Origin of the sequence: Pseudomonas sp. NFPP24, from assembly GCF_900112095.1 — a bacterium.
GTDB classification, from domain to species: Bacteria; Pseudomonadota; Gammaproteobacteria; order Pseudomonadales; family Pseudomonadaceae; genus Aquipseudomonas; species Aquipseudomonas extremorientalis.
In genome coordinates, this window is sequence record NZ_FOKD01000006.1 from 184,313 (window position 1) to 208,899 (window position 24,587).

Genomic DNA, 24,587 nt, shown 5'->3' on the forward strand with positions numbered 1-24,587 from the left:
GAAATGCAGTGTGCTTAGAAGTTGGCGCCGAAGCTCAAAGCGACAAAGTCGCGGTCATCCACCGTACTGAACTTGCCACCAAAGAAGTTGGTGTAGGCCAGGCTGGCGGTGTAGGTGTTCTGATACTCGGCATCCAGGCCCAGGCTGACCGCCTTGCGACCTTCTTCGAAGTTACCGCCAGGGCCTGGCGAGTAACCTTTGACGTCGTGGGACCACGCCACGTTTGGCTTGAGGTTGACGCCTGCGAACACGTCCGGGTATTCCCAGATGGCGCGGGCGCGGTAGCCCCAGGAGGTGGCGGTGGTGTAACCGTCGTTGTTGCAGTTGGTGTTCAAACCTGCCGCATTGGGAAGACCGGCGCCGGTGGCCGTCGAGTTGTTGAGGGCGTTGCAAAACCCACCTGGCAGACTACCTGGGCCAAACACCGGATCACGACCGTAACGGGCCTCGGACTTGCTTTCCAAGCCGCCCACATGGGTCACACCAATCTCACCGACGGTTGTCAAGCGGCTGGCGCCCATCACCTGATCGAAGAAGTGCGTGAAGGTGGTCTGGAACTGAGTCACTTCCTTGCGGTTATAGCCATGCAAATCCTGGCCAGGCGTCCCTTTCAGCACGGACGCATTGCCAAAGCCAGGAATGGGCGTGACACCGGCATACAGGATATCGGTCGTGCTCAGTTGCACAGGCGCATTCGGCCGGTAGCTCAACTCACCGCTCCAGGCCGTGCCCGTAGGTAGGGTGGTGGAGAAGCTCAGGCCGTAGAGGCGGATATCTTCCGGGTACTCGACGAAGTAGTTCGAGCTACCGGCTACGATCAGCGGACGCAGCGCAGCCAGCGGCCCCAGCGGACGGGTATAAGCGGACGACGGTGCACCTTGAGCACTGAAGATCGGTGCACGGCTGTGATAGTTCATGAAGTAAGCGCCGAACTCGGTATCCAGCGGCTCGAAGTTGTAATGCATGGCCACGCCAAATTGGCCACTGTCCCGCGCATCACGGTCGGGACCACGACGTACCAGTACACCTTCGTTATTGACGTCTACACCCAGGGCATTCAAGGTCGGTAAAGCGGCACCCGGAATGGTCGAGCGCTTGTTGAGCACTCGCAGGTTATCGCTGCAACCGTCAGATATCACGTCAGGCTGCGAGAAGAATGTACCGCAGTTATCGGTAACGGTCTGGTCCCACTCCAACTGATAGAACGCTTCCGCCGACAGGTTATCGGTCAGGGTTTGCGACACGTAGAACATGTTGACCGGAATCAAGCCTTCCTTGATCTCAGCCCCCGGACGACGGAACGCAGACACGTCGATCGGGTTGATGGAGTTGATGCCGCCGCCGATGAAGGTACTTTCACCCCAGCTCACCACCTGCTTGCCGAAGCGCACGTTGCCCGGCAAATCGGCAATGTTGTAGTTGTGGTAGATGAAGGCATCGAGGATCTGCCCGCCAGAGGACTTGGCGCCTTCTTTACGGTTGTTGTCACTGATGTCCTTGAAGGGGCGACTTTCGTCCTTTAGCTCAAAGTCATACCAGTACTTGCCTCGTACAAAAACACCGGTGTCTCCGTACTTCAGTTCCAAATCATGGATGCCCTTGAAGATCTTCGAGAAGGTCTCACCGCGCTTGAAGTTAAGGTGGCCGTCATCGGAAGTCTGGGACAGGCCACGACCACCGTTGTTCGCACCAATGAGATCTTTGTTGGGCTTGGCCGTCGACCAGCTCGCCCCCACGGAAAGCGACGAGTCAAAGCTCCCTTCGATTTCACCAATGTTGAAACTGACGCCGAATGCGGGCCCGGCGAGCGTAGAAGCGAGACTGACGGCCAGGGGCAGTCTTGCCCGGCGCCAGAACTGGTTTACTGAGGTCATCGACGCTACTCCATGTGCATTTTATTGTTATGGCAGTGAGTTCTTTCTGTGATGCGTGTAACGGCCGGAATACAACGATTCCAATGCCGCTCGGCAGCCGAGCCCCCATGGCCCGAAGCGGAACATCCGTGAAAAACTCTGGAAGGGACTATAGCCAGCAGGGGGTAGTGCTTGATCCCTCTAAAGTGTGATTTGCATCACCGACCCGTCTGCCACGACCCTTTCGCCACGTCGGCGAAGGCCGACGCGGCAAGGATGGCTGAAAATCGGCAAATCACAAGTCAAGGCGCGAGATAGAGCATTGCCGTGCCACAAGGGCGCGGCGAATCAGCTCACAGGGTGGACAGGAACGTGCTGTTGTTGGCCTGCCATTCGATGATGTCGATACGGATACGTTTTTTGTCGAGTTTTCCTACGCTCGTCTTGGGAATTTCAGTAACAACGGCAATCTGGCTCGGAATCGCCCACTTGCTCAAGTGGCCCAGTTCCACGAACGGCTTGAGGTGTTCCTTGAGCTCACGAGCGCCTATCACATGGCCATCACGCACCACCAGCAAGGCAAATGGGCGTTCGCCCCACTGCGGGTCGGCAATGCCCACCACCGCTACTTCGCGTACCGCCGGGTGACGGCTGACCAGGTCTTCGAGCGCCAGGGACGAGATCCATTCGCCGCCGGTCTTGATCACGTCCTTGATGCGGTCGCGGATATCAATCACCCCAAAGGCATCCAGGGTCGCCACGTCGCCGGTGTGCATCCAACCGCCCGCCCACAGCTCGGCGCCCTTTTGCGGCTCGTTGAAATAACCCTCGCTGAGCCACGGCGCACGCAATACCAGCTCGCCCTGGGACTCGCCATCGGCGGGCAGGAAGTTGCCGTCGCCGTCGATGATCGCCGCTTCTACCAACGGCCCGGGCACGCCGGCCTTGATGCGGTACGTGGTGCGCTCATCCTCGGTGCCCGCCATCAATTCTTCGTTGAGGTGGGCGCAGGACACCAGCGGCCCGGTCTCGGACATCCCATAGGCCGCAGTCAACTGAATGCCACGGGCCTTGGACGCTTCGTACAGCGAACGGTTGAGCGCACTGCCGCCGATGACAATTTTCCAGCCACCGAAATCCACGTCCTGGGCGGCCTTGGCGTTGAGCACCATCTGCAGGATGGTCGGCACGCAGTGGGAGAAGGTGACCTTTTCCTTGCGCCACAGCTCCACCAGGTATTCCGGGTCGTATCGACCGGGGTAGACCTGTTTCAGGCCGAGCATGGTCGCCACATACGGCAGGCCCCAGGCGTGCACGTGGAACATCGGCGTGATTGGCATGTACACATCGTTGGTGCCCAGCAGGCGCACACTGTCGACGCTGCCCATGATGGTCGCCACGCCCATGGTGTGCAGCACCAGTTGGCGATGGGTGAAATACACGCCCTTGGGGTTGCCGGTGGTGCCGGTGGTGTAGAAGGTGGTGGCGACGGAATTTTCGTCGAAGTCCTGGAAGTCGTACTTCGGGCTGGCGGCGGCCAGCAGGGTTTCGTACTCGCCCACCAGGTTGGGCAGCTCGGCAGTCTTGGCCTCGCCATCGGTGAGCAGCAGGGTCTTGTCGACGGTGGTGAGCTGCCCGGCAATCGCCTGGTAAAGCCCCACGAACTCGCTGTTGACCAGCACGAAGCGGTCCTCGGCGTGGTTCATGGTGTAGAGGATCTGTTCCGGCGAGAGGCGCACGTTGATGGTGTGGATCACCGCGCCGATCATCGGGATGGCGAACATGCATTCCAGGTAACGGTGACTGTCCCAGTCCATCACCGCCACGGTATCACCGGCCTTGACCCCGGCGTCAGTCAGCACGTTGGCCAGGCGCGCAACGCGCTCGATCAGGGTCGGGTAGGTGTAACGCAGTCTGTCGCGGTAGATGATCTCCCGGGTCTTTTCATAGCGGGTGCCGGACATCAACAGGCGTTTGATCAACAGCGGGTATTGGTACGCACCTTCGGCGGGCGGGATAACACGGGTCTGCAACATACGAATCCCTTTTCTGACTGCACGGTCTTGGCTTGAAGACCTGCACTTTAGAGACCTTATGTTTCAGCCAAATCAGCCAAAGGAATGATTTGCAGACCCCAGCGAATGCTAGCTTTGCGCCAGCATCCGGCTTATTTCATGCTGGTGAAGGCCAGCTTGACCCCAATCGCAATCAACACCGCGCCCATGGTCCGATCGAACCAATGCCCCATCCGCGCAAACCCCGCACGCACGCGCTGCTGGCTGAACAACATCGCCACCAGGCAGAACCACAGCGCCGTCGCCACCGCCAGGTACACACCGTAACAGGCCTGAATCGCCAGCGGGGTGTGCGGGTTGATCACCACGGTGAACAACGACAGGAAGAACAAGGTGGCCTTGGGGTTCAGGCCATTGGTCACAAAACCAGCAGTGAACGCCCCACGCGGGGTGCGTTCGCCCGCCTCGCGGTGCAACTCACCTTCAACAGGTGGCTTGGCCGGCTGCGCGCGCAGGGCCTTGAAGCCGATGTACAGCAGGTAGGCCGCCGCCGCCCACTTGAGTGCGTTGAACAGCACGATGGACTGGGACACGATCAAGCCGATGCCGAGCAACGAGTAGCCCACGTGCAGGAAAATCGCCGAGCCCACGCCCAGTGCGGTCCAGGTACCGGCGCGGCGGCCGTGGGTCACGCTTTCACGCACCACCACCGCGAAATCCGGGCCGGGGCTGGCCACCGCCAACAAGTGAATCAGAGCTACGGTCAAGAACTCGGCGGCGTACATACTCACTCCATTAAGTAACGGATTATTTCATCTGATAGGCTCGGCAGATTACGCCTTCGAACCCTGTCGCAAAAGGTACAGTTGATGACGAACAATCGCCGCGCCGTCTTCCTTGATCACCCGTCCCTGGACCTGGGGGACCTTGACCTCAGCGAATTGCGCAACAGCTTCAGCGAGTTGCAGTTGTTTACCGACACCACACCGCAGAACGTGGTTGAACGCGTGCAAGGCGCCCACGTGGTGATCAGTAACAAAATCGCCCTCAATACCGCGACCCTGGCGGCCTGCCCGGAGCTCAAGCTGATCCTGGTTTCAGCCACCGGCACCAACAACGTCGACCTCGACGCCGCCCGCGCCCACGGCATCACCGTGAGCAACTGCCAGGGCTACGGCACGCCGTCGGTGGCCCAGCACACGATCATGCTGTTGCTCAACCTGGCGACGCGCTTGAAGGATTATCAACGGGATGTGAGCGCCGGCAAATGGCAACAGGCCAGGCAGTTCTGCCTGCTGGACCACCCGATTGTCGAACTCGAAGGCAAGACCCTCGGCCTGCTCGGCCACGGTGAACTGGGCGGCGCCGTGGCGCGCCTGGCCGAAGCCTTCGGCATGCGTGTGGTGCTGGGTGCGATTCCGGGGCGGCCTGCCCGCGCCGACCGCGTGCCACTGGATGAACTGCTGGCGCAGGTCGACGCGCTCACCCTGCACTGCCCGCTCAACGAACACACCCGCGACTTTATCGGCGCTCGCGAACTGGCGCTGCTCAAGCCCGGCGCGTTTGTGGTCAACACCGCGCGCGGTGGCTTGATCAATGAGCAGGCCCTGGCGGACGCCTTGCGCAGCGGCCATCTGGGCGGCGCGGCCACCGATGTACTGAGCGTGGAGCCGCCGGTGGATGGCAATCCGCTGTTGGCCGGTGACATCCCTCGGCTGATCGTGACCCCGCACAACGCTTGGGGCAGTCGCGAAGCGCGGCAGCGCATCGTCGGCCAACTGGCGGAAAACGCCCGGAGCTTCTTCAGTGGGGCCCCGCTGCGCGTCGTCAGTTGATAAACTGCGCCCCTTTTCAAGGAGCAGACCATGGATCCGCGCAGTGAAGTACTGCTTCGCCAGGCCGAACTTTTTCAAGGCAACCTGCTGTTGGTGGGCTTGCCCGCCGACGATCTGCTCGGTCGCCTGCCCAACGCCCACGGCTGGAGCTGGCACGCCGGCGACCAGGCGGCACTCGACGCACGTTTCCCTGAGCGCAGCCAGTTTGGCGTGAACGTGCCTGACAGGGCGTTTGATACAGCGGTGATCTTCCTGCCCAAGTCCAAGGACCTGACCGACTATCTGCTCAACGCCGTGGCCGCCCGTTTGCCCGGCGCCGAGCTGTTCCTGGTCGGCGAGAAAAAGGCCGGGATCGAAAGCGCCGCCAAACAGCTAATCCCCTTCGGCAAACCGCGCAAACTCGACAGCGCGCGGCATTGCCAACTGTGGCAGATCACCGTGGTCAACGCCCCCCAAGCGGTCGAGTTGGAGAGCCTGGCGCAGGTCTTCGAAGTGCCATTGACCGAAGGCCCGCTGAAGGTAGTGAGCTTGCCGGGGGTGTTCAGCCACGGCCGTCTGGATCGCGGCACCGAGCTGCTGCTGGAGCACCTGGACAAACTGCCGAGCGGACATCTGCTGGACTTTGGTTGCGGCGCAGGGGTGCTGGGGGCTGCGGTCAAACGGCGCTATCCGCACAACACGGTGACGATGCTCGACGTGGACGCCTTCGCCGCCGCCAGCAGTCGCTTGACCCTGGCCGCCAATGGTCTGGAAGCCGAGGTATTGACCGGCGATGGCATCGACGCGGCACCGATGGGTTTGAACGCGATCCTGAGCAATCCACCGTTCCATGTCGGTGTGCATACCGATTATTTCGCCACCGAGAATCTGCTGCGAAAAGCGGCGAAACACCTGGCAAAGGGCGGCGAACTTCGCCTGGTTGCCAACAGCTTCCTGAAGTACCAGCCTTTGATCGAAGAGCATCTGGGCGTGTGTGCGGTGAAGGCCGAAGGCAACGGTTTTCGCATCTACCGTGCCAAGCGCGGCTGACGGGCGTTTGAAAAAGAAGGCTTGCCGAATGGATTTTGCCTAGGCAGAATCCGCAGCGTCCTAGGGGAGTAGTCTCCCACGAGCGCCACGCTCGTCCGGCATACGTCAACATACTTGGTCAGCAGACCATGGCGTATGCGACCCAGGAGTCCGCACAGACGGACCGGGGTTTGACAAGACCTATGACACGCACACCTTACCCGGGGCGGGAAGGCTGTACGTGTCATAGCCGTGTCGACCCGCCCCTGGAAACCTACCTGATGCTGGATTCATTGCTCGTACCCACCGCAATCGTTGCCTTGGCCGAAATCGGCGACAAGACGCAACTGCTCGCGCTCATCCTTGCCGCACGCTTTCGCAAACCCTGGCCGATCATCGCCGGCATCGTTGCCGCGACCCTGGCCAACCATGCGGCGGCCGGTGCCGTGGGGGCGTGGTTCGGAAGTTTCTTCTCGGATGCGGTGTTGCACTGGATCCTGGCGGCAAGCTTCTGCGCCACGGCGCTGTGGACCTTGGTGCCGGACAAACTCGACGATGACGAAGCCAGCACCACACGCAAATTCGGGCCGTTCCTGACCACACTGATCGCGTTCTTCCTGGCGGAAATCGGTGACAAGACGCAGATCGCCACGGTGATGCTGGCGGCGCAGTATCCGGAGCTGTGGCTGGTGATCATCGGCACCACCCTGGGCATGCTGATTGCCAACGTGCCGGTGGTTTTGGCGGGGAATTTCGCGGCGGAGAAACTGCCGTTGACGTTGATTCGTCGCTTGGCCGCTACAGCGTTTTTCATCCTGGCCATTGTGGCCGTGTACAAAGCCATGCAAAGCAGCGGGTGGATCTAAGGGTTCCTGTGGGAGGGGGCTTGCCCCCTTCCACATTTAGATCTTCAAAAGGTCAGGATTTCTTGGCCTGCTGGTACAACGGCATCACCTTCGGAATCGCCGCCTGCAACGAGGCGATTCGGCTGTCGGAAGCCGGGTGAGTACTCATGAACTCCGGTGGTGCGCCTTCCGAAGCCTTGGCCATCTTGTTCCACAGCGTAATCGCCGCGTTCGGGTTGTAGCCGGCACGGGCCGCCAGCTCCAGGCCGATCAGGTCCGCTTCGTTTTCATTGCTGCGGCTGTTGGGCAAGGTCATGCCGTAGTTGGCCACGGTATCGGCCAGGGCCAGGCTGTCCTGGCCGAGGCCGAACAACGCACCGGCCCCCTGCTTGGCCATCTCGATCCCGTAGGCCTTGGACATGGCTTCGCGGCCATGCTCACGCAAGGCGTGGGCGATTTCATGGCCCATCACGGCGGCCAGCTCGTCATCGGTGAGCTTGAGGTTGTCGATCAACGCGCTGTACACGAAGATTTTGCCGCCAGGCCCGCAGTTGGCGTTCATCTCATCGCTCTTGATCAGGTTCACTTCCCACTTCCACTGCGCCGCATCCGCACGAAACGTCGGCGCCTGGGCGATCAAGCGGTTGGCGATGGCCTGCACGCGCTTGGCGTTGGCGCTGGTCTTGTCCAGTTGGCCCTTGCTGCTGGCCTCCCCCAGGGTCTGCTGGTAGGACTGGGCATACATCTGGTCGACTTCCTGGCTCGACAGCATGCTGAACATGTACTGCTTGCGCTCTACCCCGACAGCACCGCCGCTGGTGGTATTGACCGACTGACACCCGGCCAGCAGCATCGCCGCGACCAAACCACTTATCACCAATGACTTCTTCATCAATACTCTCCCTGATAGCAAGCCCTTAAACATGGCGCGTATCGTAGGCGCACATTTGTATCGACGCCAGATACACCAGACATGTAACCGCTGATTTTCCGATACATCTCACATGTCAGCGGCGGCGCCGAGCATTCTGTTTGCGACACAGCCCCCTATTTTGCCGGCGCCCCCCTCATGCCCACCTCGCCCTCGGCCGATACACAAGACAGGCCCTCTCCCCTGCGCCCGGAGCTTTCATGAAATTCAAGTCGATTCAATTTTCTGTCGCGGCCCTGGCCGGGGCCATTGTCCTGAGCGTAGTGGCGGTGCTGGTGCTCTACGCCTTGTTTGCCGGCGCACGCACTCAGGAGATGGTGCAGAAGCGCACCCAGGTGCAGTTCGAACAGATTATCGAACAGCGCCTCACCGCCCTGGCGCAAACCCAGGCCACGCTGATCCAGCGTGAATTGGAAGCGCCGTTGGTAACCGCCAAAAGCCTGGCCACTACCAACGCACTGCTCGGCATGAAAGACGCGAAGGGTGAACCCGCTCTGCAGATTGGCCGCGAGCAACTGATCAACCTGCTGCACGAAACCGTGGTACGCAATCCAAAAATCCTCGGCGCCTACATCGGCTGGGAGCCCAACGCTATCGATCACAACGACGCGGCCTACGTGAACAGCCCGATTGTCGGCATGGGCGCCGACGGACGTTTCCTGCCGTGGTGGTACCGCAACGCAGATGGCAGCCTGGGCATGGATAAACTGGCCGACGTGGCCGACCAGAAAATCCTCTCCACAGGCGTGCGCGCCAGCGAGTACTACCTGTGCTCCAAGGAAAGCAAAAAGGCCTGTGTCATCGACCCCGCGCCCTACAAGGTGGGCAACGCGATGGTGATGCTGGCCTCGTTTATCGAGCCAATCATGATCGATGGCACGTTCCAGGGGATCGTCGGCGCCGACCTGTCGGTGAACTTCATCCAGGACATGCTGACCGGGGCCGACCAGAAACTCTACAACGGTGCCGGTGAACTGGCGCTGATCTCCAGCAACGGCCGCCTGGTAGCCTACACCCAGGACGCCAGCAAACTCGGCGAAAAGGCCAGCGACCTGCTCGACAGCAATGAACTGGCCAACCTCGGCCAGCTGAAAATCGGCGAAGTGCGCTACGACATCGACAAGGAGCACGGGCATATCGAGTTGTTCCTGCCGTTCAACATCGGCCAGACCGATGCGCGCTGGACCTTGATGATGCAGCTGCCTTTGAGTGCCGTAATGGCCGACTCGCAGAAACTGCAAAGCGACCTGGAAACCCAACGCAGGACCGATATTTTCGGCATGACCATCGCCGGCCTGCTGATCGCCGGTATCGGCCTGCTGGTGATCTGGCTGGTAGGCCACGGCATCGCCCGGCCACTCAAGCAAATGGTCGCGATGCTCAATGACATCGCCCAGGGCGAAGGTGACCTGACGCGGCGCCTGACCAGTGATCGCGCCGACGAACTGGGCGCGATTGCCAACGGTTTCAACACCTTCCTGATCAAGCTGCAAGGCATGATCACCCAGGTGGTGAGTTCGGTGCAGAAGGTCAGCGACTCGTCGGAGCACACCGCTGATATCGCGATCCGTACCAACCAGGGTGTGCATAAACAGATGGTGGAGATCGACCAGGTCGCCACCGCCGTGCATGAGATGACCGCCACTGCGCAAGACGTTGCACGCAATGCCACCCAAGCCGCACAGGCCGCCAGCCATGCCGACCAGGCCGCGAGCCAGGGCATGCGTATTGTGCTTGACACCTCCACCTCCATCGGCACGCTCGCCGAGGAAATCGGCAAGGCCGTCGGTGTGGTGCAAACCCTGGCCAAGGACAGCGAAAACATCAACGCCATCCTCACGGCGATTCGCGGGATTGCCGAGCAGACCAACCTGCTGGCACTCAACGCCGCCATCGAGGCGGCGCGGGCCGGCGAGCAAGGTCGTGGTTTTGCCGTGGTCGCCGACGAAGTGCGCAACCTGGCGCAGAAGACGCAAAAGGCCACTGAAGAAATCCAGACCATGATCCAGCAGTTGCAACAAGGCACGCGGGATGTGGTGCGGGTGATGGAGGACAGCCAGAACCGCACCGATGAAAGCGTGCAACACGCGGCCAAGGCGGCCGAAGCACTGGAGACCATCACCCAGGCGGTGTCGGTGATCAACGACATGAACACCCAGATCGCCAGTGCCGCCGAGGAGCAGAGCGCGGTGGCCGAGGACATCAATCGCAACGTGATCAATATCGGCCAGGTGGCCAATGAAGTGGCGGGCGGCGCGGATGAATCCAGTGCGGCCAGTGCAGACTTGACCAAGTTGGCCGAGCAGCAGCGCCGGCTGATCAATCAGTTCAAGGTTTAAGCCGGGGTCAGGCACTCCGGCCCGTTAAGCTTGGGATCATTGACCATGTTGGCCAGGACCCGCTCGCGCAACGCGCTCGGCTCGCTGGCCAGCAGGCCTTGCAACACATGCAACGGCGTCTCGGGGTCGAGCCAGGCTGCCTGTCCGGCCTCATCCAGAATCAGTGGCCGACGCTGGGCCTGCGCGGCCTGGGTCACTACCGCGGTGCTCAGCCACACCTGTTCCTGCACCGGGTAGGCCTCCCAGATCGCGGCAAAAAACAACGTGGAGCCCTCCCCCGGTGTCAGCCAGTACGGGCGCTTGCGCTGGGTGCCACGCCATTCGTAGAACCCATTGGCCGGTAGCAGGCAGCGACGCTGGCGGAACGCTTCGCGAAACATCGGCTGTTCGGCCAGGGTTTCGGCGCGGGCGTGGGCGGGGGTACGGGAAAGATCGGTCAACCAGGGCGGGGTGAGCCCCCAGCGGGCGCGAGCCAGGGTGCGCTGGCCGTCGGCGGCGCGCTGGATCAGCACAGAATCATTCGGGGAAATGTTCCACTGGGCCTGCTGGTCGGCCGGAAAGCCCGGCAGGGCAGCAAAAGCGGGGGTCCAGCGAAACAGGGCATAACGTCCACACATGGGGTAACACGACTCTTGGGTAAACCGACCGACAGCCTAACAGACCAGCACGTCGGGGAAGCTGTCGGGTTCGTCGCCCGGCAACGGTTGTGCGCCGATATAGGCGGTAATCAACTCGCGGGCGTACAGGGCGCGGTCATTGTCCACCTCCAGGCCCAGCAGGCCGAAGATGGGCAATTCGCCGGTGCCACCGAGCAAATGACGCCCCACCAGGTGCGCCTCGATACCTTCGCTGGCGAGCATCTGTTGCAGCAGCTCGCCCTCCATCAGGTTTTCCGGTTCGTAGATTCGTTGCATCAGCGTCCCCGCTATTCGTTTTCACTACGGGTTTCAAGCATCCATTCTTCGCCATGTACCTGCAGATCGAAAATGATCGGTCGGCAGCACACCTGGCAGTCCTCTATATAAACCTGATCCCCCCCGGACAAATCCACCGTTGTCTCGACCACTTCACCGCAATAAGGACAATCGTACGTCGCGTTTTCCAGCATCGCAGCCTCCAAGGTGACTTGTGCGTATAATCGCCGGTCTATTTACAGGGCTATTTTTGGCCGAGCCCATTACTCGGGCCGCACCCTGGTATTTCCTTTACTTACCCTAGCCGTTTCTAACAAGAGAGCATGATGGGCGAATTCGATACCATCCGACCTTACAACGACAGCGAAGTCCCGGCAGTGCTGGCACGTCTGTTCAGTGACAAGGCCTTTCTGGACATCCTGACCCACTTCCGCTTCCCGCGCTTCGCCGGCGCCCTGGGATGGCTGCTCAAGCCGATGATCGCCCGCAAACTGCGCCGTGAATTCGCCGGCGTCACCACCGTGGCCACGCTGCAGGACAAAGTCGAGTACTACGTCGACCACACCATTGACCGGGCGACCGACGGCGTGACCTACACCGGGGTCGAGCAGCTCAAGTCCGGCACCGCCTACCTGTTCCTGGCCAACCACCGCGATATCGTGATGGACCCGGCCTTCGTCAACTATGCGGTATACCACGCCGGCCTGCCGACACCTCGCATCGCCATTGGCGACAACCTGCTGCAAAAGCCGTTTGTCAGCGACCTGATGCGCCTGAACAAGAGTTTCATCGTGCACCGCTCGATCACCGGGCGCAAAGAGAAGATGGCGGCGTATCAGCTGCTGTCGGCCTACATCAACCATTCGATCCGCAACGACGGTGCGTCGATCTGGATCGCCCAGGCCGAAGGGCGCGCCAAGGATGGAGATGACCGTACCGAGTCGGCGATCCTCAAGATGTTCCACGTCAGCCGCAAGGACGAGCCGTTTGCCGAGGTGATCCAGTCGCTGAACCTGACGCCGGTGTCCATCAGCTACGAATACGACCCGTGTGATTCAGCCAAGGCCCGCGAGCTGTACATCCGCGCGACCACCGGCACCTACGTCAAGGCGCAGGGCGAAGATGATGTGAGCATTGCCCTGGGCATCACCGGCTACAAGGGTCGCGTGCACATTAACTTCGCGCCGCCGATTACCGAGCGTTTCGAAGACACCAAGTTGCTGGCCGCAGAAATGGACCGGCAGATTCTGGGGGGCTACCGGTTGTTCCCGGTGCATTACCTGGCCTACGCCCAGTGGAGCGACGCCGACCCGCAATTGCAGGTGCCGACGGCGGCCGAAGTGTTCCCGGCTGATGAACTGGCCAAGGCGAAGGCGGAGTGGGAGCGACGTCTGAATGACTGCCCGGCTGAGCACCGGCCGTTCCTGGTGGTGCAATATGCGACGCCGGTGCGCAATCAGTATCGGGTCAAGGCCGGCATTCCTCTGTAAAACACCGCTCCAAATCTGGGAGGGGGCAAGCCCCCTCCCACATGTGCTTTGTGGCGTGTTTAAAGATGGGTGCTGAGCCAGGAGATGGCCAGCGCCACGCCCAGGCAGGCAAACCCGACGCGGTAAGCCAGGCGATGCGCCCGTTCGGTGCGCACATCCAGAAACAACATCGGCTGATCAATTGCGCGATCTTCGCTCTGCGCGGTGAGGTCGGCCATGGCGCGCTGTTCGCGCAGGCGGGTAATGAACAGCAGCGCCGCGCCCGGACAGGCCACGGCCAAAGCAACAACATTGGTCAAAAGTGCGGGCAGCGCCATCGCAAACCTCGGCAAAACAGTGTTTTGGTATCGGTTCAGATACAAACCTGAACGATAGTGGCCTCCGGCGCCTGAAATGCTCCCTCCCCCATTGACGGCTAATGTATCCAGTAATTTACAGCGTCACCTGAACGTCACCTTAACAAGCCACTCTGTTGCCCTTCGACGTTTCAGGAGCTTGTCATGCTGCACGCGCAAAACCAGGATCGGCTGTATCTGATCGCCCCGAGCGATGAGCAGGAAGCGCTGATCGGCGGCCTGGCCTTCAACGTCCAGGACCGCCACTGGCTGGTGTATTGCGCCCTTGGCGGACACCAGCATGCCGACCTGCCGGAGGCCGATCTGTTGACCGGGGTGAGCCTGCTGGATTTCTGTATCGACACGGCTGCATGAAACTGAAGACGAAAAAAAACCGGGCTCAGTGATGAGCCCGGCTTTTTAAGGACCGGTTATTGCGCGCTGAGCAACGAACCGATGCTTGGGTCCTTGAACAGGCGGGTCAAGGCATCGCTCAGCACGTCGCTGACCAATTTGGTGTTGGTTTCCTGGTTCGGCGACATACCGAAACGCTGGTTCAGGGACGCACCGTAGCGCCCGCTGTAGCGACGGGTGCCGGCGGTGACGTCGGACTTGAAGGTGGCACCGATGGATGCTTCGGTCACGTACAGGCCGTCTTTAGGCGACTGGTACTTCAATTCGGCCAGGGTGATCGTCAACTGCGGAGCACCCGGCGCGTTGGGGCTCGGGGTGAAACCCAGCAGGCGCACGGCAGCTTCGGCCTGGGCCTGCAGCTTGGGCAGTACGTCTTGAGCATTCACCGAGACCAGGGCGGTTTCCGGATACAGGCCGCCGCGCGAACCGAGCGTAGGCGACGGACGACCATCCACCACACGCACCGACACCGGCTGGCCGTGACCCACGGGGGCCAACTGCGTGGTGATTTTTGGTTCCGGGGTCAGTTGTTGCGGGCTGTTGGCGCAGCCAACCAGGGTCAAACTGGTCACAGTGATCAAACCGAACAACAGGCGTTGCAACATGCTCTTCTCTCCAGAAATCGGGTACCGACAGGCGGGCAGTATAGCGGTGCGCCAGTGCCGGGAACTAGCGCCAGTTACAACCTGAGACCTGCACAGACTGTAGCGGTTCGATGTCACTGATATGTCACGGCTGATACACAGAGCCGTCATGCCCGACAGGCAAGCTTGGCCCCAATCCCAAGAGGTCTGTCGCCATGCAATTTCTCTGGTCACTGTTCACACGCAAACCCGCCCTTCGCCAGTTCGCCCTGCTCGATGTGCAAGGCCGTTGCCAGGCCTTCAAAGAGTGCTGCCAGCCTCCTGTAGGCGACGGCTGGGTGGAAATCGATGAAATCCGCCTGAGCTGGATGCACCACCCGCTGCCAGCCAGCGCCCGTGTCAGCCCACGTGCAGCGCAGCCGTCGCGTCACCAACCGTTGGCCGCCTGACCGAACGCCTAATAAAAGTCATAAAACACGCCCATTTCCCTGGCGTTCTTCGCTACAATCTCCCCCCGATTATAAGGACGTCTCCTGATCGGGCCTCGCAGCATCGTTAATGCCTCGGCATTAGCTCCAAGAATCGCCCACAGAGAGCCGCCCACACAGATCGAGTGAAGCTGGCGCGCTTGCTGTTTTCTTTGCAAACCACCCGCCTTTGCCGAATCTGCCAGAGCTGCCATTGCGCTCGGCCACTTGAGTTGTTTGCCCGTTTTGCCGCGTGTCGGCTAGGGGCCAGGTGCCAGGCTGGGGCAGCCCTTTTTTGAGGTTCACGTCTTCAAAAGAGCGTGAAAAAACGGGTTTTCACAACTTCACAAGAGTGTGGCGAGCAAATGAATAGTTTGGCGTTTGTACAAGCACCATCAGCGTCTGGAACAGCCCAACCACACAGGATCAAGTACTCCTCAACAACGGGAGCTTGAGCCTGTCCGCTACGGATTGGTTGCACGAATCGCACGCTTTGACCATAAGTCGAATTGCCACAGGCGCCCATGAATGCGTTCATAGGCAGATTAGCCCGGCAGGAAGCGTGCGCTGAACATGCAAAGAATTGCGAATCGGACATGGCGATCCTGGCCATGGGTAACCTGGGGCAACACGTGAACCGCCCCATCACTCCTGGCAGCCATGCCGTCAATTTGGTGCTGCAGATTTTGGAGACGCGTTAAATGGCGCATAACGAAGCAGTCGACGTAGTACTGGTAGGGGCCGGCATCATGAGTGCCACCCTGGCCGTACTGCTCAAAGAGCTCGACCCCGGCCTGAAGCTGGAAGTCGTTGAGCTGATGGATTCGGGTGCCGCGGAAAGTTCCAACCCGTGGAACAACGCCGGTACCGGCCACGCCGGGCTGTGTGAGCTGAACTACACGCCGCAGGCCGCCGATGGCTCCATCGACATCAAGAAAGCCGTGCACATCAACACCCAATTCGAGGTGTCGAAGCAGTTCTGGGCGTACCTGACCAAAAAGGGCACCTTTGGCTCGTCCAGGTCCTTTATCAGCCCGGTGCCGCACCTGAGCTTCGTGCAGGGCGAAAAAGGCGTGTCCTTCCTCAAGAAGCGCTTTGAAACCCTCAGCCAGCACCACGCGTTTTCGGACATGCACTACACCGAAGACCGTAGCGAGATGGCCGAGTGGATGCCGCTGATGATGCCGGGGCGTCCGCTCGACGAGAAAATCGCAGCCACCCGTGTAATGAACGGCACGGACGTGAATTTCGGCGCGCTGACCAACCAGCTGCTCAGCCACCTGACCAGCTCGGCAGACGCCCAGGTCAAGTACAGCAAGCGCGTCACCGGCCTCAAGCGCAACGGCGCGGGCTGGACCGTAAGCATCAAGGACGTCAACAGCGGCAGCAGCCGCGAAGTCGACGCCAGGTTCGTGTTCCTCGGCGCCGGCGGCGCGGCCCTGCCGCTGCTGCAAGCCTCGGGCATCGAAGAAAGCAAAGGCTTTGGCGGCTTCCCGGTCAGCGGCCAGTGGCTGCGTTGCGACAACCCGGAAGTGGTCAAGCACCACCAGGCCAAGGTCTACAGCCAGGCTGCCGTGGGTTCGCCGCCGATGTCCGTGCCGCACCTGGACACCCGCGTGGTCGATGGCAAGAAGTCCCTGCTGTTCGGGCCTTACGCCGGTTTCACCACCAAGTTCCTCAAGCACGGCTCGTTCCTCGACCTGCCGCTGTCGGTTCGCGCCGGCAACATCGGCCCGATGCTGGCCGTGGCCCGCGACAACATGGACCTGACCAAGTACCTGGTCAGCGAAGTGATGCAGTCCATGGAACAGCGCCTGGAATCCCTGCGCCGCTTCTACCCCGAGGCGAAAGCCGAAGACTGGCGCCTGGAAGTGGCCGGCCAACGGGTGCAGATCATCAAGAAAGACCCGAAAAAAGGCGGCGTGCTGCAATTCGGCACCGAGCTGGTCGCGGCCAAAGACGGCACGCTCGCAGCACTGCTCGGCGCGTCCCCGGGTGCTTCGGTGACCGTTTCGATCATGCTGGAGTTGATCGAGAAGTGCTTCCCGGAAAAAGCCGCCGGTGAATGGGCTGCCAAACTGCACGAGATCTTCCCGGCCCGAGAAAAGGTCCTGGAAACGGATGCCGAGCTGTATCGCAAGATCAACACGCAGAACAACATCAGCCTGGAACTGGTTGAGCCTGCCGCCGAGACCGAGAGCTACGCTTGAGGCCTTGAGGCAATAAAAAACGCCCCGTTCTCGGCATGAGAACGGGGCGTTTTTTTGTGTATCGGATAATCAGCCGCGAGCGTTTTCGATCAGTTCGATGTACTCGTCCGCGTTGCGCTGGTCCTTGATCAGGTCGACGAAGGTCTGGCCATGCGCATCCTTGCCGTCGAGGTCCAGGCCGGCTTCCTTGAAGAAACCCAGGAACCGCTCGAAATCGTCGATACGCAGGCCACGGTAGGCCTTGATCAGCTTGTGCAGGGACGGAGAAGTTGCGTCGACCGGCTCGAAGTCCAGGAACAACTTGATCTGATCGTCGCCGATCTCGTCACCAATCACCTGTTTCTTATCTTTACGCATTACCGACTCCAGCCTGCAGACATTTACACGGGGTTTGAAGTCTACCTGCGGGGCGCGGGCTTGTGTAGGCGGGGCCTACCTGGCTTTAACCGCACCCGTGTGCAAATCCGCCCAGATATGCCCGTTGGCATAACTGAGGAACTGCACATACACCGTGTCATTGCGCAGCAGGTCGACAATCACCCGGTATTGGGCCAAGGGGTAAGACAGCGTCAGGGTTTTGCTGGAGTCGTCATACACCGGCTTTTTCAGGCTTTTGCTTTCGGCGTCGAAATTGAGCACCACCTGGGCGATGGTCGCACCTTTGTTCAGGGACTTGCCCTTGAGACGGATCATCAGCGGCGAGGTCACCGGGATCGGCTGCTGGCTGGACTGGCGCTGGTTGCCCACCACCACCGCGTAGTCGGTGACTTGCAACAGTTGCTGCTGCTCCGGCGCTTCAGCGCGCAGGGTCAGGTCGTCCGAAGGCAGGAATTGGCTGTGCATCGGCGCAGGCGCGGCAGCCAGCGGCAAACTGAGGGTCAGCGCCAGGGCGGCGCAGGTGCGTATCAACAGGCTCATGGGCCGCTCCGGCAAGGTGGGCCCAGCACTGTAGCTCAATCGAACTGGGCAAGCATCCAGCGTTGGTACTCGGCCACACCGGCCTCGCCTTCGCGGGGCGCCCAGTCGGGCTGTTCGCCCTCGCCCACCGGACGATAAGGCCCGGCCTTGCACTCGAACATCACCGTGTCGGGCTCCAGCACCACCAGGCCATGAAACACGCCCGGCGGCAGATCGACACCGGCGCATTCACCGCCGGCCTGCATGACACGCTTGGCAACGACCTCGCCGGTTTCGTTGAAGACCAGCAAGCCCAAGCGGCCCTGCAGCACCAGCAAGGTTTCTGCCTTGTCCGTACTCAGGTGCCGATGCGGCGGTACATAAGTGTCAGGTTGCAGGCCCACCGCCAGGCGATGGCAGGGTTCTTCCATCTGGTGGAAGTTATGGTGGTGCCGGCCACGGGGGTGGGTGGCCGCTTTCTCGGCCAGTTCGGCAAACAGCGTCTGATCAAGAAAGCGGGCCATGGCTTACATCCCTTTGACGGCGAAGATGCCATTGGCGTTGCGCCAGTAGCCTTTGTAGTCCATGCCGTAACCGAAGATGTAGCGGTCGATGCACGGCAGGCCGACGTAATCGGCTTTCAGGTCCGGACGCGCCTTGCGGTCGTGGTCCTTGTCTATCAGCACGGCGGTGTGCACTTTGCGCGCGCCGGCGTGTTTGCAGAAGTCGATGATCGCGCCCAGGGTGTGACCTTCGTCGAGGATGTCGTCGATGATCAGCACGTCGCGGTCGATGAACGAGACTTCCGGCTTGGCCTTCCAGAACAGGTCGCCGCCGCTGGTTTCGTTGCGATAACGGGTGGCGTGCAGGTAGGACGCTTCCAGCGGGAATTGCAGGTGGGTCAGCAATTTGCCGGCGAAGATCAGGCCACCGTTCATCACGCAGAAGACCACCGGGTTGGTGTCGGCCATTTCGCGGCTGATGTGTGCGCCGACCTTGGCGATCGCTTCTTCGACTTGCGCTTCGGTGTACAGGCAGTCAGCCTCGCGCATGATTTGACGGATATGCTCGAGATCAGCGGACATGGCGCTCTCCAAGGGGGTGCTGTGGCAAGAAAAGCGGGCGAAGGTACGCTTCTCGTGCGCTCCGAGCAAGCCTTAATGGACTAACGTACTAGATGTCTATAGGACAACACCCTCGGATAGATTAATCTAGGCCGGTTTTTTTGCCCGCCGCCGGAGCCTTTCCCATGCCCACTCGCGAGATCCGCCACCCGCTGATCCGACACAAGCTCGGCCTTATGCGCCGCGCCGACATTAGCACGAAGAACTTCCGTGAGCTTGCTCAGGAAGTCGGAGCGTTGCTCACCTACGAAGCGACCAAGGATTTACCTTTGGAGAGCTACGAAATCCCTGGTTGGGCCGGTCCCGTCCAGGTCGAGAAAATCGCCGGTAAGAAAATCACCGTGGTGCCGATCCTGCGCGCCGGTATCGGCATGCTCGAAGGCGTCCTCAGCCTGATACCGGGCGCCAAGGTCAGCGCCGTGGGCGTGGCCCGCAACGAAGAAACCTTGCAGGCCCACACCTACCTGGAAAAACTCGTCCCGGAAATCAACGAGCGCCTGGCGATGATCATCGACCCGATGCTCGCCACCGGCAGCTCCATGGTTGCCACTATCGATCTGCTGAAAAAAGCCGGCTGCAAGGACATACGCGCCATGGTGCTGGTGGCCGCGCCCGAAGGCATTGCCGCCGTCGAGAAGGCCCACCCGGATGTGCAGATCTACACCGCCTCCATCGACGAGCGCCTGAATGAACACGGCTACATCATCCCAGGCCTGGGCGATGCCGGTGACAAGATCTTCGGCACCAAGCAGAAGGACGCGTGAGCATGCGGGATGAATTCAACGACCCGCTTTGGCGCCAGATCCTGTCTGGCGCACAAATGCTCTTCGTAGCATTTGGTGCGCTGGTGTTGATGCCACTGATCACAGGTCTTGATCCAAACGTCGCACTGTTCACCGCTGGCCTGGGCACCTTGCTGTTCCAGGTGGTGACGGGGCGCCAGGTGCCGGTCTTCCTGGCATCGAGCTTTGCCTTCATTACCCCGATCATTCTCGCCAAGGGCCAGTTCGGCCTCGCGGCGACCATGGGCGGGGTGATGGCGGCGGGTTTCGTGTACACCTTCCTGGGCCTGGCGGTGAAGATCAAAGGCACCGGGTTTATCGACCGGCTGCTGCCGCCCGTGGTGATCGGGCCGGTGATCATCTCCATCGGCCTGGCCATGGCGCCGATTGCCGCGAACATGGCGATGGGTAAAGCCGGTGATGGCGCTGAGCTGATCCATTACCAGACCGCGATGATGATCTCGATGCCTGCGCTGCTGACCACCTTGATCGTGGCGGTGTTCGGCAAAGGCATTTTCCGCCTGGTGCCGATCATCTCCGGCGTGCTGGTGGGCTTCGCCATGTCGTTCTACTTTGGCGTGGTCGACACGGCGAAGATCGCGGCGGCCCCGTGGTTCGCCCTGCCCCACTTCACCGCGCCGGAATTCAACTGGCAGGCGATCCTGTTCATCGTCCCGGTGGCCCTGGCCCCGGCAATCGAACATATCGGCGGCGTGATTGCGGTGGGCAGCGTGACCGGTCGCGACTACTTGAAGAAGCCCGGCCTGCACCGCACCCTGCTGGGTGACGGCATTGCCACCACGGCTGCCGGTCTGTTCGGCGGCCCACCCAACACCACCTACGCCGAAGTGACCGGCGCGGTGATGCTGACCAAGAACTACAACCCGAAGATCATGACCTGGGCAGCGGTGTTTGCCATCAGCCTGGCGTTCATCGGCAAGTTCGGCGCGTTGCTGCAGAGCATTCCGGTGCCGGTGATGGGCGGGATTCTGTGCCTGCTGTTCGGCTCGATTGCCGCGGTGGGGATGAACACGCTGATCCGCCACAAGATCGACCTGGGCGAAGCGCGCAACCTGGTGATTGTGTCGGTGACCCTGGTGTTCGGGATTGGCGGTGTGCTGGTCGGCACCGGCACCGGCCCGGATGACTTCGGCCTCAAGGGCATCGCCCTGTGTGCGGTGGTGGCGATTGGCTTGAACCTGCTGCTGCCGGGCAATGATGGTTGGAAGAACAAGAAGTCGGATGAGCCGTTGCTCTAACCAGTACCGCGAAACCCAATGTGGGAGGGGGCTTGCCCCCGATAGCAGTGTGTCAGTCAATGCATTAGCTGACTGATACACCGCAATCGGGGGCAAGCCCCCTCCCACATTTTGCTCTTCAGTGTGGCTTAGAGCTCACCGAGCCCATCGATCAACGCCTGGTTCTGCTCCGGCGTACCGATGCTGATCCGCAGGAACTGGGCAATCCGCTCCTGCTTGAAGTGCCGCACGATCACCCCTTGCTCACGCAACTTGGCCGCCAGGCCCGCAGCGTCGTGCCGTGGGTGACGGGCAAAGATGAAGTTGGCTGCCGAGGGCAGCACTTCAAAGCCTTTCTCTTCCAGTTGCGCGACCAGCTTGTCGCGACTGTCGATCACCAACCGGCACGTCTTCTCGAAATACTCACGGTCCTCGAACGCCGCCGCCGCGCCAACAATCGCCAGGCGGTCCAGTGGATAGGAGTTGAAGCTGTTCTTGACCCGCTCCAGCGCCTCGATCAAGTCCGGGTGGCCCACGGCCAGGCCCACACGCAAACCGGCCAGTGAGCGCGATTTGGACAGGGTCTGGGTGACCAGCAGGTTCGGGTAGCGATCCACCAGGCTGATCGCGGTTTCACCGCCGAAGTCGATATAGGCTTCATCGACCACCACCACCGAATCCGGGCTGGCCTTGAGGATCTGCTCCACCGCGTCCAGCGCCAGCACGCAGCCGGTCGGCGCGTTCGGGTTGGGAAAAATGATCCCGCCGTTGGGCTTGGCGTAATCCGCCACGCGAATCTGGAACTGGTCATCCAGCGGCACCGGGTCGGACTTGATGCCATAAAGGCCGCAGTAAACCGGATAGAAGCTGTAGCTGATATCCGGGAACAGCAGCGGCAGGTCGTGCTGGAACAAACCGTGGAAAATGTGCGCCAGCACTTCGTCGGAACCGTTGCCGAGGAAGACTTTAGCGGCGTCGATCCCGTAATACGTGGCCACCGCCTGTTTGAGCAGGTCGCTGTTGGGGTCCGGGTACAGGCGCAGGTTGTCATTCAACTCGGCCTGCATTGCCGCCAACGCTTTGGGCGACGGACCGTAGGGGCTTTCATTGGTATTGAGCTTGACCAGTTTGGTCAGCTTCGGTTGTTCACCGGGCACGTAAGGCACGAGGTCCTTGACGAAAGGGCTCCAGAATTTGCTCATGTCTCAGTTCCCCTTCTCTTCAAGGATGCGGTATTCGGCGCTGCGGGCGTGCGCGCTGAGGGATTCACCACGGGCCAGCACCGAGGCAGTCTTGCCCAGCTCGGAAGCGCCCTGCGGCGAGCAGAAAATGATCGACGAACGCTTCTGGAAGTCATACACCCCCAGCGGCGACGAGAAACGCGCGGTGCCGGAAGTCGGCAGCACGTGGTTCGGGCCTGCGCAGTAGTCGCCCAGGGCCTCGCTGGTGTGGCGGCCCATGAAGATCGCACCGGCGTGGCGAATCGACGGCAGCCAGGCTTGTGGGTCGGCGACGGACAACTCCAGGTGCTCCGGCGCGATGCGGTTGGCCACGTCGATGGCTTGCTCCATGTCGCGCACCAGGATCAGCGCACCACGGCCATTGATCGATTTCTCGATGATCTCGGCGCGCTCCATGGTCGGCAGCAGCTTATTGATGCTGGCCGCGACCCTGTCGAGGAACTCGGCGTCCGGACTGACCAGGATCGCCTGGGCGTCTTCGTCGTGCTCGGCCTGGGAGAACAGGTCCATGGCGATCCAGTCCGGATCGGTCTGACCGTCGCACACCACGAGGATTTCCGAAGGGCCGGCGATCATGTCGATACCGACCTGGCCGAACACATGGCGCTTGGCAGTGGCAACATAGATGTTGCCGGGGCCGACCACTTTGTCGACCTTCGGTACGCTTTCAGTGCCATAGGCCAGGGCGGCAACGGCTTGGGCACCACCGATGGTGAAAACCCGATCGACACCGGCGATGCAGGCCGCTGCCAGCACCAGCTCGTTGATTTCACCACGCGGCGTCGGCACCACCATGACCACCTCGGTCACGCCCGCCACTTTGGCCGGGATCGCGTTCATCAGCACCGATGAAGGGTACGAAGCCTTGCCACCCGGCACGTACAAACCGGCGCGGTCCAGCGGCGTGACCTTCTGGCCCAGCACAGTACCGTCGGCTTCGGCGTAGCTCCAGGAGTCCTGTTTCTGTTTTTCGTGGTAGCTGCGCACACGCGCCGCCGCCACTTCCAGGGCTTCGCGCTGCGGCGCGGTGATGCGCGTCAGGGCCAGCTCCAGGCGTTCGCGGGGCAGGATCAGGTCAGCCATGGACTTGACGTCCAGACCGTCAAACTGGCGGGTGAAGTCCACCAGCGCCGCATCACCGCGCTCGCGCACGGCCTTGATGATGTCGAGCACCCGCTGGTTGACCGAATCGTCGGACACGCTTTCCCAGCTCAGCAGATGATCCAGATGATGGGCGAAATCCGGGTCGGCAGCGTTGAGTCGGGCAATTGCAGTGGACGTGGTCATAGCGAGGGCCTCATAGGATTGGCAAAAATGCTCAGGCGCCGAAAGTTAGCAGTCGATCCGCTTGGGCACCTGAGAATTCTGGCTATGAGGCGGATAGACGGGCGCGACCCAGGGCCGCGCGGGTAGGTCAACCGCGGTGTCGCGACTCCACTGCCTTGCGCAGCGTGTCGATCAACGCCTGGATACGGGCGTGCTGCATCTTCATCGATGCCTTGTTGACGATCAGACGGGAGCTGATGTCGGCAATGAAGTCCTGCGGCTCAAGACCGTTGGCGCGCAGGGTGTTACCGGTGTCGACCACGTCGATGATCTTGTCAGCCAGGCCGATCAACGGCGCCAGCTCCATCGAGCCGTAAAGCTTGATGATGTCGACCTGGCGGCCTTGCTCGGCGTAGTAGCGCTTGGCGACGTTGACGAACTTGGTCGCCACGCGCAGGCGGCCCTTCGGCTCCACATCACCGACACGGCCGGCGGTCATCAGCTTGCACAGGGCAATACGCAGGTCCAACGGCTCGTACAGGCCCTGGCCACCGTATTCCATCAGCACGTCTTTACCGGCGACGCCGAGGTCGGCCGCGCCATGTTCAACGTAGGTCGGCACGTCGGTAGCGCGCACGATCAACAGGCGCACGTCGTCCTGGGTCGTGGGGATGATCAGCTTGCGGCTCTTGTCCGGATTCTCGGTCGGCACGATGCCCGCTTCAGCCAGAAGCGGCAACGTGTCGTCAAGGATGCGGCCCTTGGACAGTGCGATGGTCAACATGGGAAACGTCAATCC

General features: G+C 61.1%; 26 protein-coding genes, 1 pseudogene and 1 riboswitch. Of the genes and pseudogenes, 11 read left to right on the forward strand and 16 right to left on the reverse strand.

The genetic code is table 11. From position 1 onward, the window contains the following. Positions 1 to 14 precede the first annotated feature (14 nt). From BM026_RS14775 to BM026_RS14785, 3 genes are all read right to left on the reverse strand, one after another. Complete coding sequence (locus BM026_RS14775; RefSeq protein WP_093119797.1) at positions 15 to 1,874, reverse strand: DUF1302 domain-containing protein; 1,860 nt, start codon at positions 1,872 to 1,874, stop codon at positions 15 to 17. Between the two features lie 332 nt (positions 1,875 to 2,206). Further along, positions 2,207 to 3,889, reverse strand: a complete 1,683-nt coding sequence (locus BM026_RS14780) for a fatty acid--CoA ligase (protein WP_093529158.1) — start codon at positions 3,887 to 3,889, stop codon at positions 2,207 to 2,209. A gap of 131 nt (positions 3,890 to 4,020) precedes the next feature. Beyond that, on the reverse strand, positions 4,021 to 4,653 hold the full coding sequence (locus BM026_RS14785; protein ID WP_093119803.1) for a LysE family translocator: 633 nt from the start codon (positions 4,651 to 4,653) through the stop codon (positions 4,021 to 4,023). An 84-nt stretch (positions 4,654 to 4,737) separates the two neighbouring features. On the opposite strand from BM026_RS14785, the gene BM026_RS14790 reads away from it, so the two are divergent. From BM026_RS14790 to BM026_RS14800, 3 genes are all read left to right on the forward strand, one after another. Further along, positions 4,738 to 5,703, forward strand: a complete 966-nt coding sequence (locus BM026_RS14790) for a 2-hydroxyacid dehydrogenase (protein ID WP_093529161.1) — start codon at positions 4,738 to 4,740, stop codon at positions 5,701 to 5,703. A 30-nt stretch (positions 5,704 to 5,733) separates the two neighbouring features. After that, positions 5,734 to 6,732 (forward strand): class I SAM-dependent methyltransferase, encoded by a 999-nt coding sequence (locus BM026_RS14795; RefSeq protein ID WP_071491171.1) that lies wholly within the window; start codon positions 5,734 to 5,736, stop codon positions 6,730 to 6,732. A gap of 51 nt (positions 6,733 to 6,783) precedes the next feature. Continuing rightward, positions 6,784 to 6,903: riboswitch (yybP-ykoY riboswitch) on the forward strand. Between the two features lie 89 nt (positions 6,904 to 6,992). Further along, entirely contained in the window at positions 6,993 to 7,577 is a 585-nt protein-coding gene (locus tag BM026_RS14800; protein WP_004372026.1) for a TMEM165/GDT1 family protein, read from the forward strand. 52 nt (positions 7,578 to 7,629) lie between these two features. On the opposite strand, the gene BM026_RS14805 is transcribed toward BM026_RS14800, so the two are convergent. Next, positions 7,630 to 8,448 carry a M48 family metallopeptidase gene (locus BM026_RS14805; RefSeq protein WP_071491170.1) on the reverse strand — a complete coding sequence of 273 codons (819 nt, stop codon included), beginning with the start codon at positions 8,446 to 8,448 and terminating at the stop codon, positions 7,630 to 7,632. 1,319 nt (positions 8,449 to 9,767) lie between these two features. Here BM026_RS14805 and BM026_RS29605 point away from each other — a divergent pair. Both BM026_RS29605 and BM026_RS29610 read left to right on the forward strand, forming a co-directional pair. Further along, positions 9,768 to 9,968, forward strand: a pseudogene (locus BM026_RS29605) (HAMP domain-containing protein); the annotation flags it as partial. Between the two features lie 114 nt (positions 9,969 to 10,082). Then, on the forward strand, positions 10,083 to 10,826 hold the full coding sequence (locus BM026_RS29610) for a methyl-accepting chemotaxis protein (protein ID WP_371914415.1): 744 nt from the start codon (positions 10,083 to 10,085) through the stop codon (positions 10,824 to 10,826). On the opposite strand, the gene BM026_RS14815 is transcribed toward BM026_RS29610, so the two are convergent. Genes BM026_RS14815 through BM026_RS14825 form a run of 3 tightly spaced genes read right to left on the reverse strand, consistent with a single transcriptional unit; the run spans position 10,823 to position 11,934 of the window. Beyond that, entirely contained in the window at positions 10,823 to 11,443 is a 621-nt protein-coding gene (locus tag BM026_RS14815) for an SOS response-associated peptidase (protein ID WP_071491168.1), read from the reverse strand. The two genes, BM026_RS29610 and BM026_RS14815, sit on opposite strands and share 4 nt — an antisense overlap. Before the next feature lie 36 nt (positions 11,444 to 11,479). Continuing rightward, positions 11,480 to 11,740, reverse strand: coding sequence for a putative signal transducing protein (locus BM026_RS14820; RefSeq protein ID WP_071491167.1), 261 nt, complete (start codon positions 11,738 to 11,740; stop codon positions 11,480 to 11,482). Positions 11,741 to 11,751: 11 nt separating this feature from the next. Further along, the gene (locus BM026_RS14825) at positions 11,752 to 11,934 is read right to left on the reverse strand and encodes a CPXCG motif-containing cysteine-rich protein (protein WP_071491166.1); all 183 of its coding nucleotides are present in this window, start codon (positions 11,932 to 11,934) and stop codon (positions 11,752 to 11,754) included. A gap of 132 nt (positions 11,935 to 12,066) precedes the next feature. Between BM026_RS14825 and BM026_RS14830 the strand changes: the two genes are divergently transcribed. After that, complete coding sequence (locus BM026_RS14830; protein WP_170856024.1) at positions 12,067 to 13,230, forward strand: 1-acyl-sn-glycerol-3-phosphate acyltransferase; 1,164 nt, start codon at positions 12,067 to 12,069, stop codon at positions 13,228 to 13,230. Positions 13,231 to 13,289: 59 nt separating this feature from the next. On the opposite strand, the gene BM026_RS14835 is transcribed toward BM026_RS14830, so the two are convergent. After that, positions 13,290 to 13,547, reverse strand: a complete 258-nt coding sequence (locus BM026_RS14835) for a hypothetical protein (protein WP_092240764.1) — start codon at positions 13,545 to 13,547, stop codon at positions 13,290 to 13,292. A gap of 183 nt (positions 13,548 to 13,730) precedes the next feature. Between BM026_RS14835 and BM026_RS14840 the strand changes: the two genes are divergently transcribed. After that, on the forward strand, positions 13,731 to 13,940 hold the full coding sequence (locus BM026_RS14840) for a hypothetical protein (RefSeq protein ID WP_092240762.1): 210 nt from the start codon (positions 13,731 to 13,733) through the stop codon (positions 13,938 to 13,940). A gap of 56 nt (positions 13,941 to 13,996) precedes the next feature. Here the strand turns inward: BM026_RS14840 and BM026_RS14845 are convergent, their stop codons facing one another. Then, a complete protein-coding gene (locus BM026_RS14845) occupies positions 13,997 to 14,584 on the reverse strand; it encodes a YajG family lipoprotein (protein WP_071491162.1) in 588 nt (195 codons plus the stop codon). 194 nt (positions 14,585 to 14,778) lie between these two features. On the opposite strand from BM026_RS14845, the gene BM026_RS14850 reads away from it, so the two are divergent. Both BM026_RS14850 and mqo read left to right on the forward strand, forming a co-directional pair. Continuing rightward, entirely contained in the window at positions 14,779 to 15,012 is a 234-nt protein-coding gene (locus tag BM026_RS14850) for a hypothetical protein (protein ID WP_071491161.1), read from the forward strand. A gap of 719 nt (positions 15,013 to 15,731) precedes the next feature. After that, positions 15,732 to 17,240: a malate dehydrogenase (quinone) gene (mqo, locus tag BM026_RS14855; RefSeq protein ID WP_093119815.1), complete on the forward strand. Its 1,509-nt coding sequence runs from the start codon at positions 15,732 to 15,734 to the stop codon at positions 17,238 to 17,240. Positions 17,241 to 17,309: 69 nt separating this feature from the next. Here the strand turns inward: mqo and BM026_RS14860 are convergent, their stop codons facing one another. From BM026_RS14860 to BM026_RS14875, 4 genes are all read right to left on the reverse strand, one after another. Continuing rightward, positions 17,310 to 17,597: a PA4642 family protein gene (locus BM026_RS14860; protein ID WP_058422979.1), complete on the reverse strand. Its 288-nt coding sequence runs from the start codon at positions 17,595 to 17,597 to the stop codon at positions 17,310 to 17,312. A gap of 75 nt (positions 17,598 to 17,672) precedes the next feature. Then, positions 17,673 to 18,158: a hypothetical protein gene (locus BM026_RS14865; protein WP_071491159.1), complete on the reverse strand. Its 486-nt coding sequence runs from the start codon at positions 18,156 to 18,158 to the stop codon at positions 17,673 to 17,675. Between the two features lie 35 nt (positions 18,159 to 18,193). Next, positions 18,194 to 18,661 carry a WbuC family cupin fold metalloprotein gene (locus BM026_RS14870; RefSeq protein ID WP_093529168.1) on the reverse strand — a complete coding sequence of 156 codons (468 nt, stop codon included), beginning with the start codon at positions 18,659 to 18,661 and terminating at the stop codon, positions 18,194 to 18,196. 3 nt (positions 18,662 to 18,664) lie between these two features. Then, positions 18,665 to 19,222: a hypoxanthine-guanine phosphoribosyltransferase gene (locus BM026_RS14875; RefSeq protein ID WP_058422982.1), complete on the reverse strand. Its 558-nt coding sequence runs from the start codon at positions 19,220 to 19,222 to the stop codon at positions 18,665 to 18,667. Between the two features lie 164 nt (positions 19,223 to 19,386). Here BM026_RS14875 and upp point away from each other — a divergent pair, with 164 nt between their 5' ends. Together upp and BM026_RS14885 are read left to right on the forward strand one after the other, a co-directional pair. Then, a complete protein-coding gene (gene upp / locus BM026_RS14880; RefSeq protein WP_024073483.1) occupies positions 19,387 to 20,025 on the forward strand; it encodes a uracil phosphoribosyltransferase in 639 nt (212 codons plus the stop codon). A 2-nt stretch (positions 20,026 to 20,027) separates the two neighbouring features. Then, complete coding sequence (locus tag BM026_RS14885) at positions 20,028 to 21,302, forward strand: uracil-xanthine permease family protein (protein WP_093512472.1); 1,275 nt, start codon at positions 20,028 to 20,030, stop codon at positions 21,300 to 21,302. 128 nt (positions 21,303 to 21,430) lie between these two features. Here BM026_RS14885 and hisC read toward each other — a convergent pair whose 3' ends face one another. The 3 genes from hisC to hisG form a co-directional block, all read right to left on the reverse strand. Further along, a complete protein-coding gene (hisC, locus tag BM026_RS14890; protein ID WP_093529170.1) occupies positions 21,431 to 22,483 on the reverse strand; it encodes a histidinol-phosphate transaminase in 1,053 nt (350 codons plus the stop codon). A gap of 3 nt (positions 22,484 to 22,486) precedes the next feature. Next, complete coding sequence (hisD, locus tag BM026_RS14895) at positions 22,487 to 23,809, reverse strand: histidinol dehydrogenase (RefSeq protein ID WP_093529173.1); 1,323 nt, start codon at positions 23,807 to 23,809, stop codon at positions 22,487 to 22,489. Positions 23,810 to 23,936: 127 nt separating this feature from the next. Further along, complete coding sequence (hisG, locus tag BM026_RS14900; RefSeq protein WP_003188599.1) at positions 23,937 to 24,572, reverse strand: ATP phosphoribosyltransferase; 636 nt, start codon at positions 24,570 to 24,572, stop codon at positions 23,937 to 23,939. Positions 24,573 to 24,587: the final 15 nt, after the last annotated feature.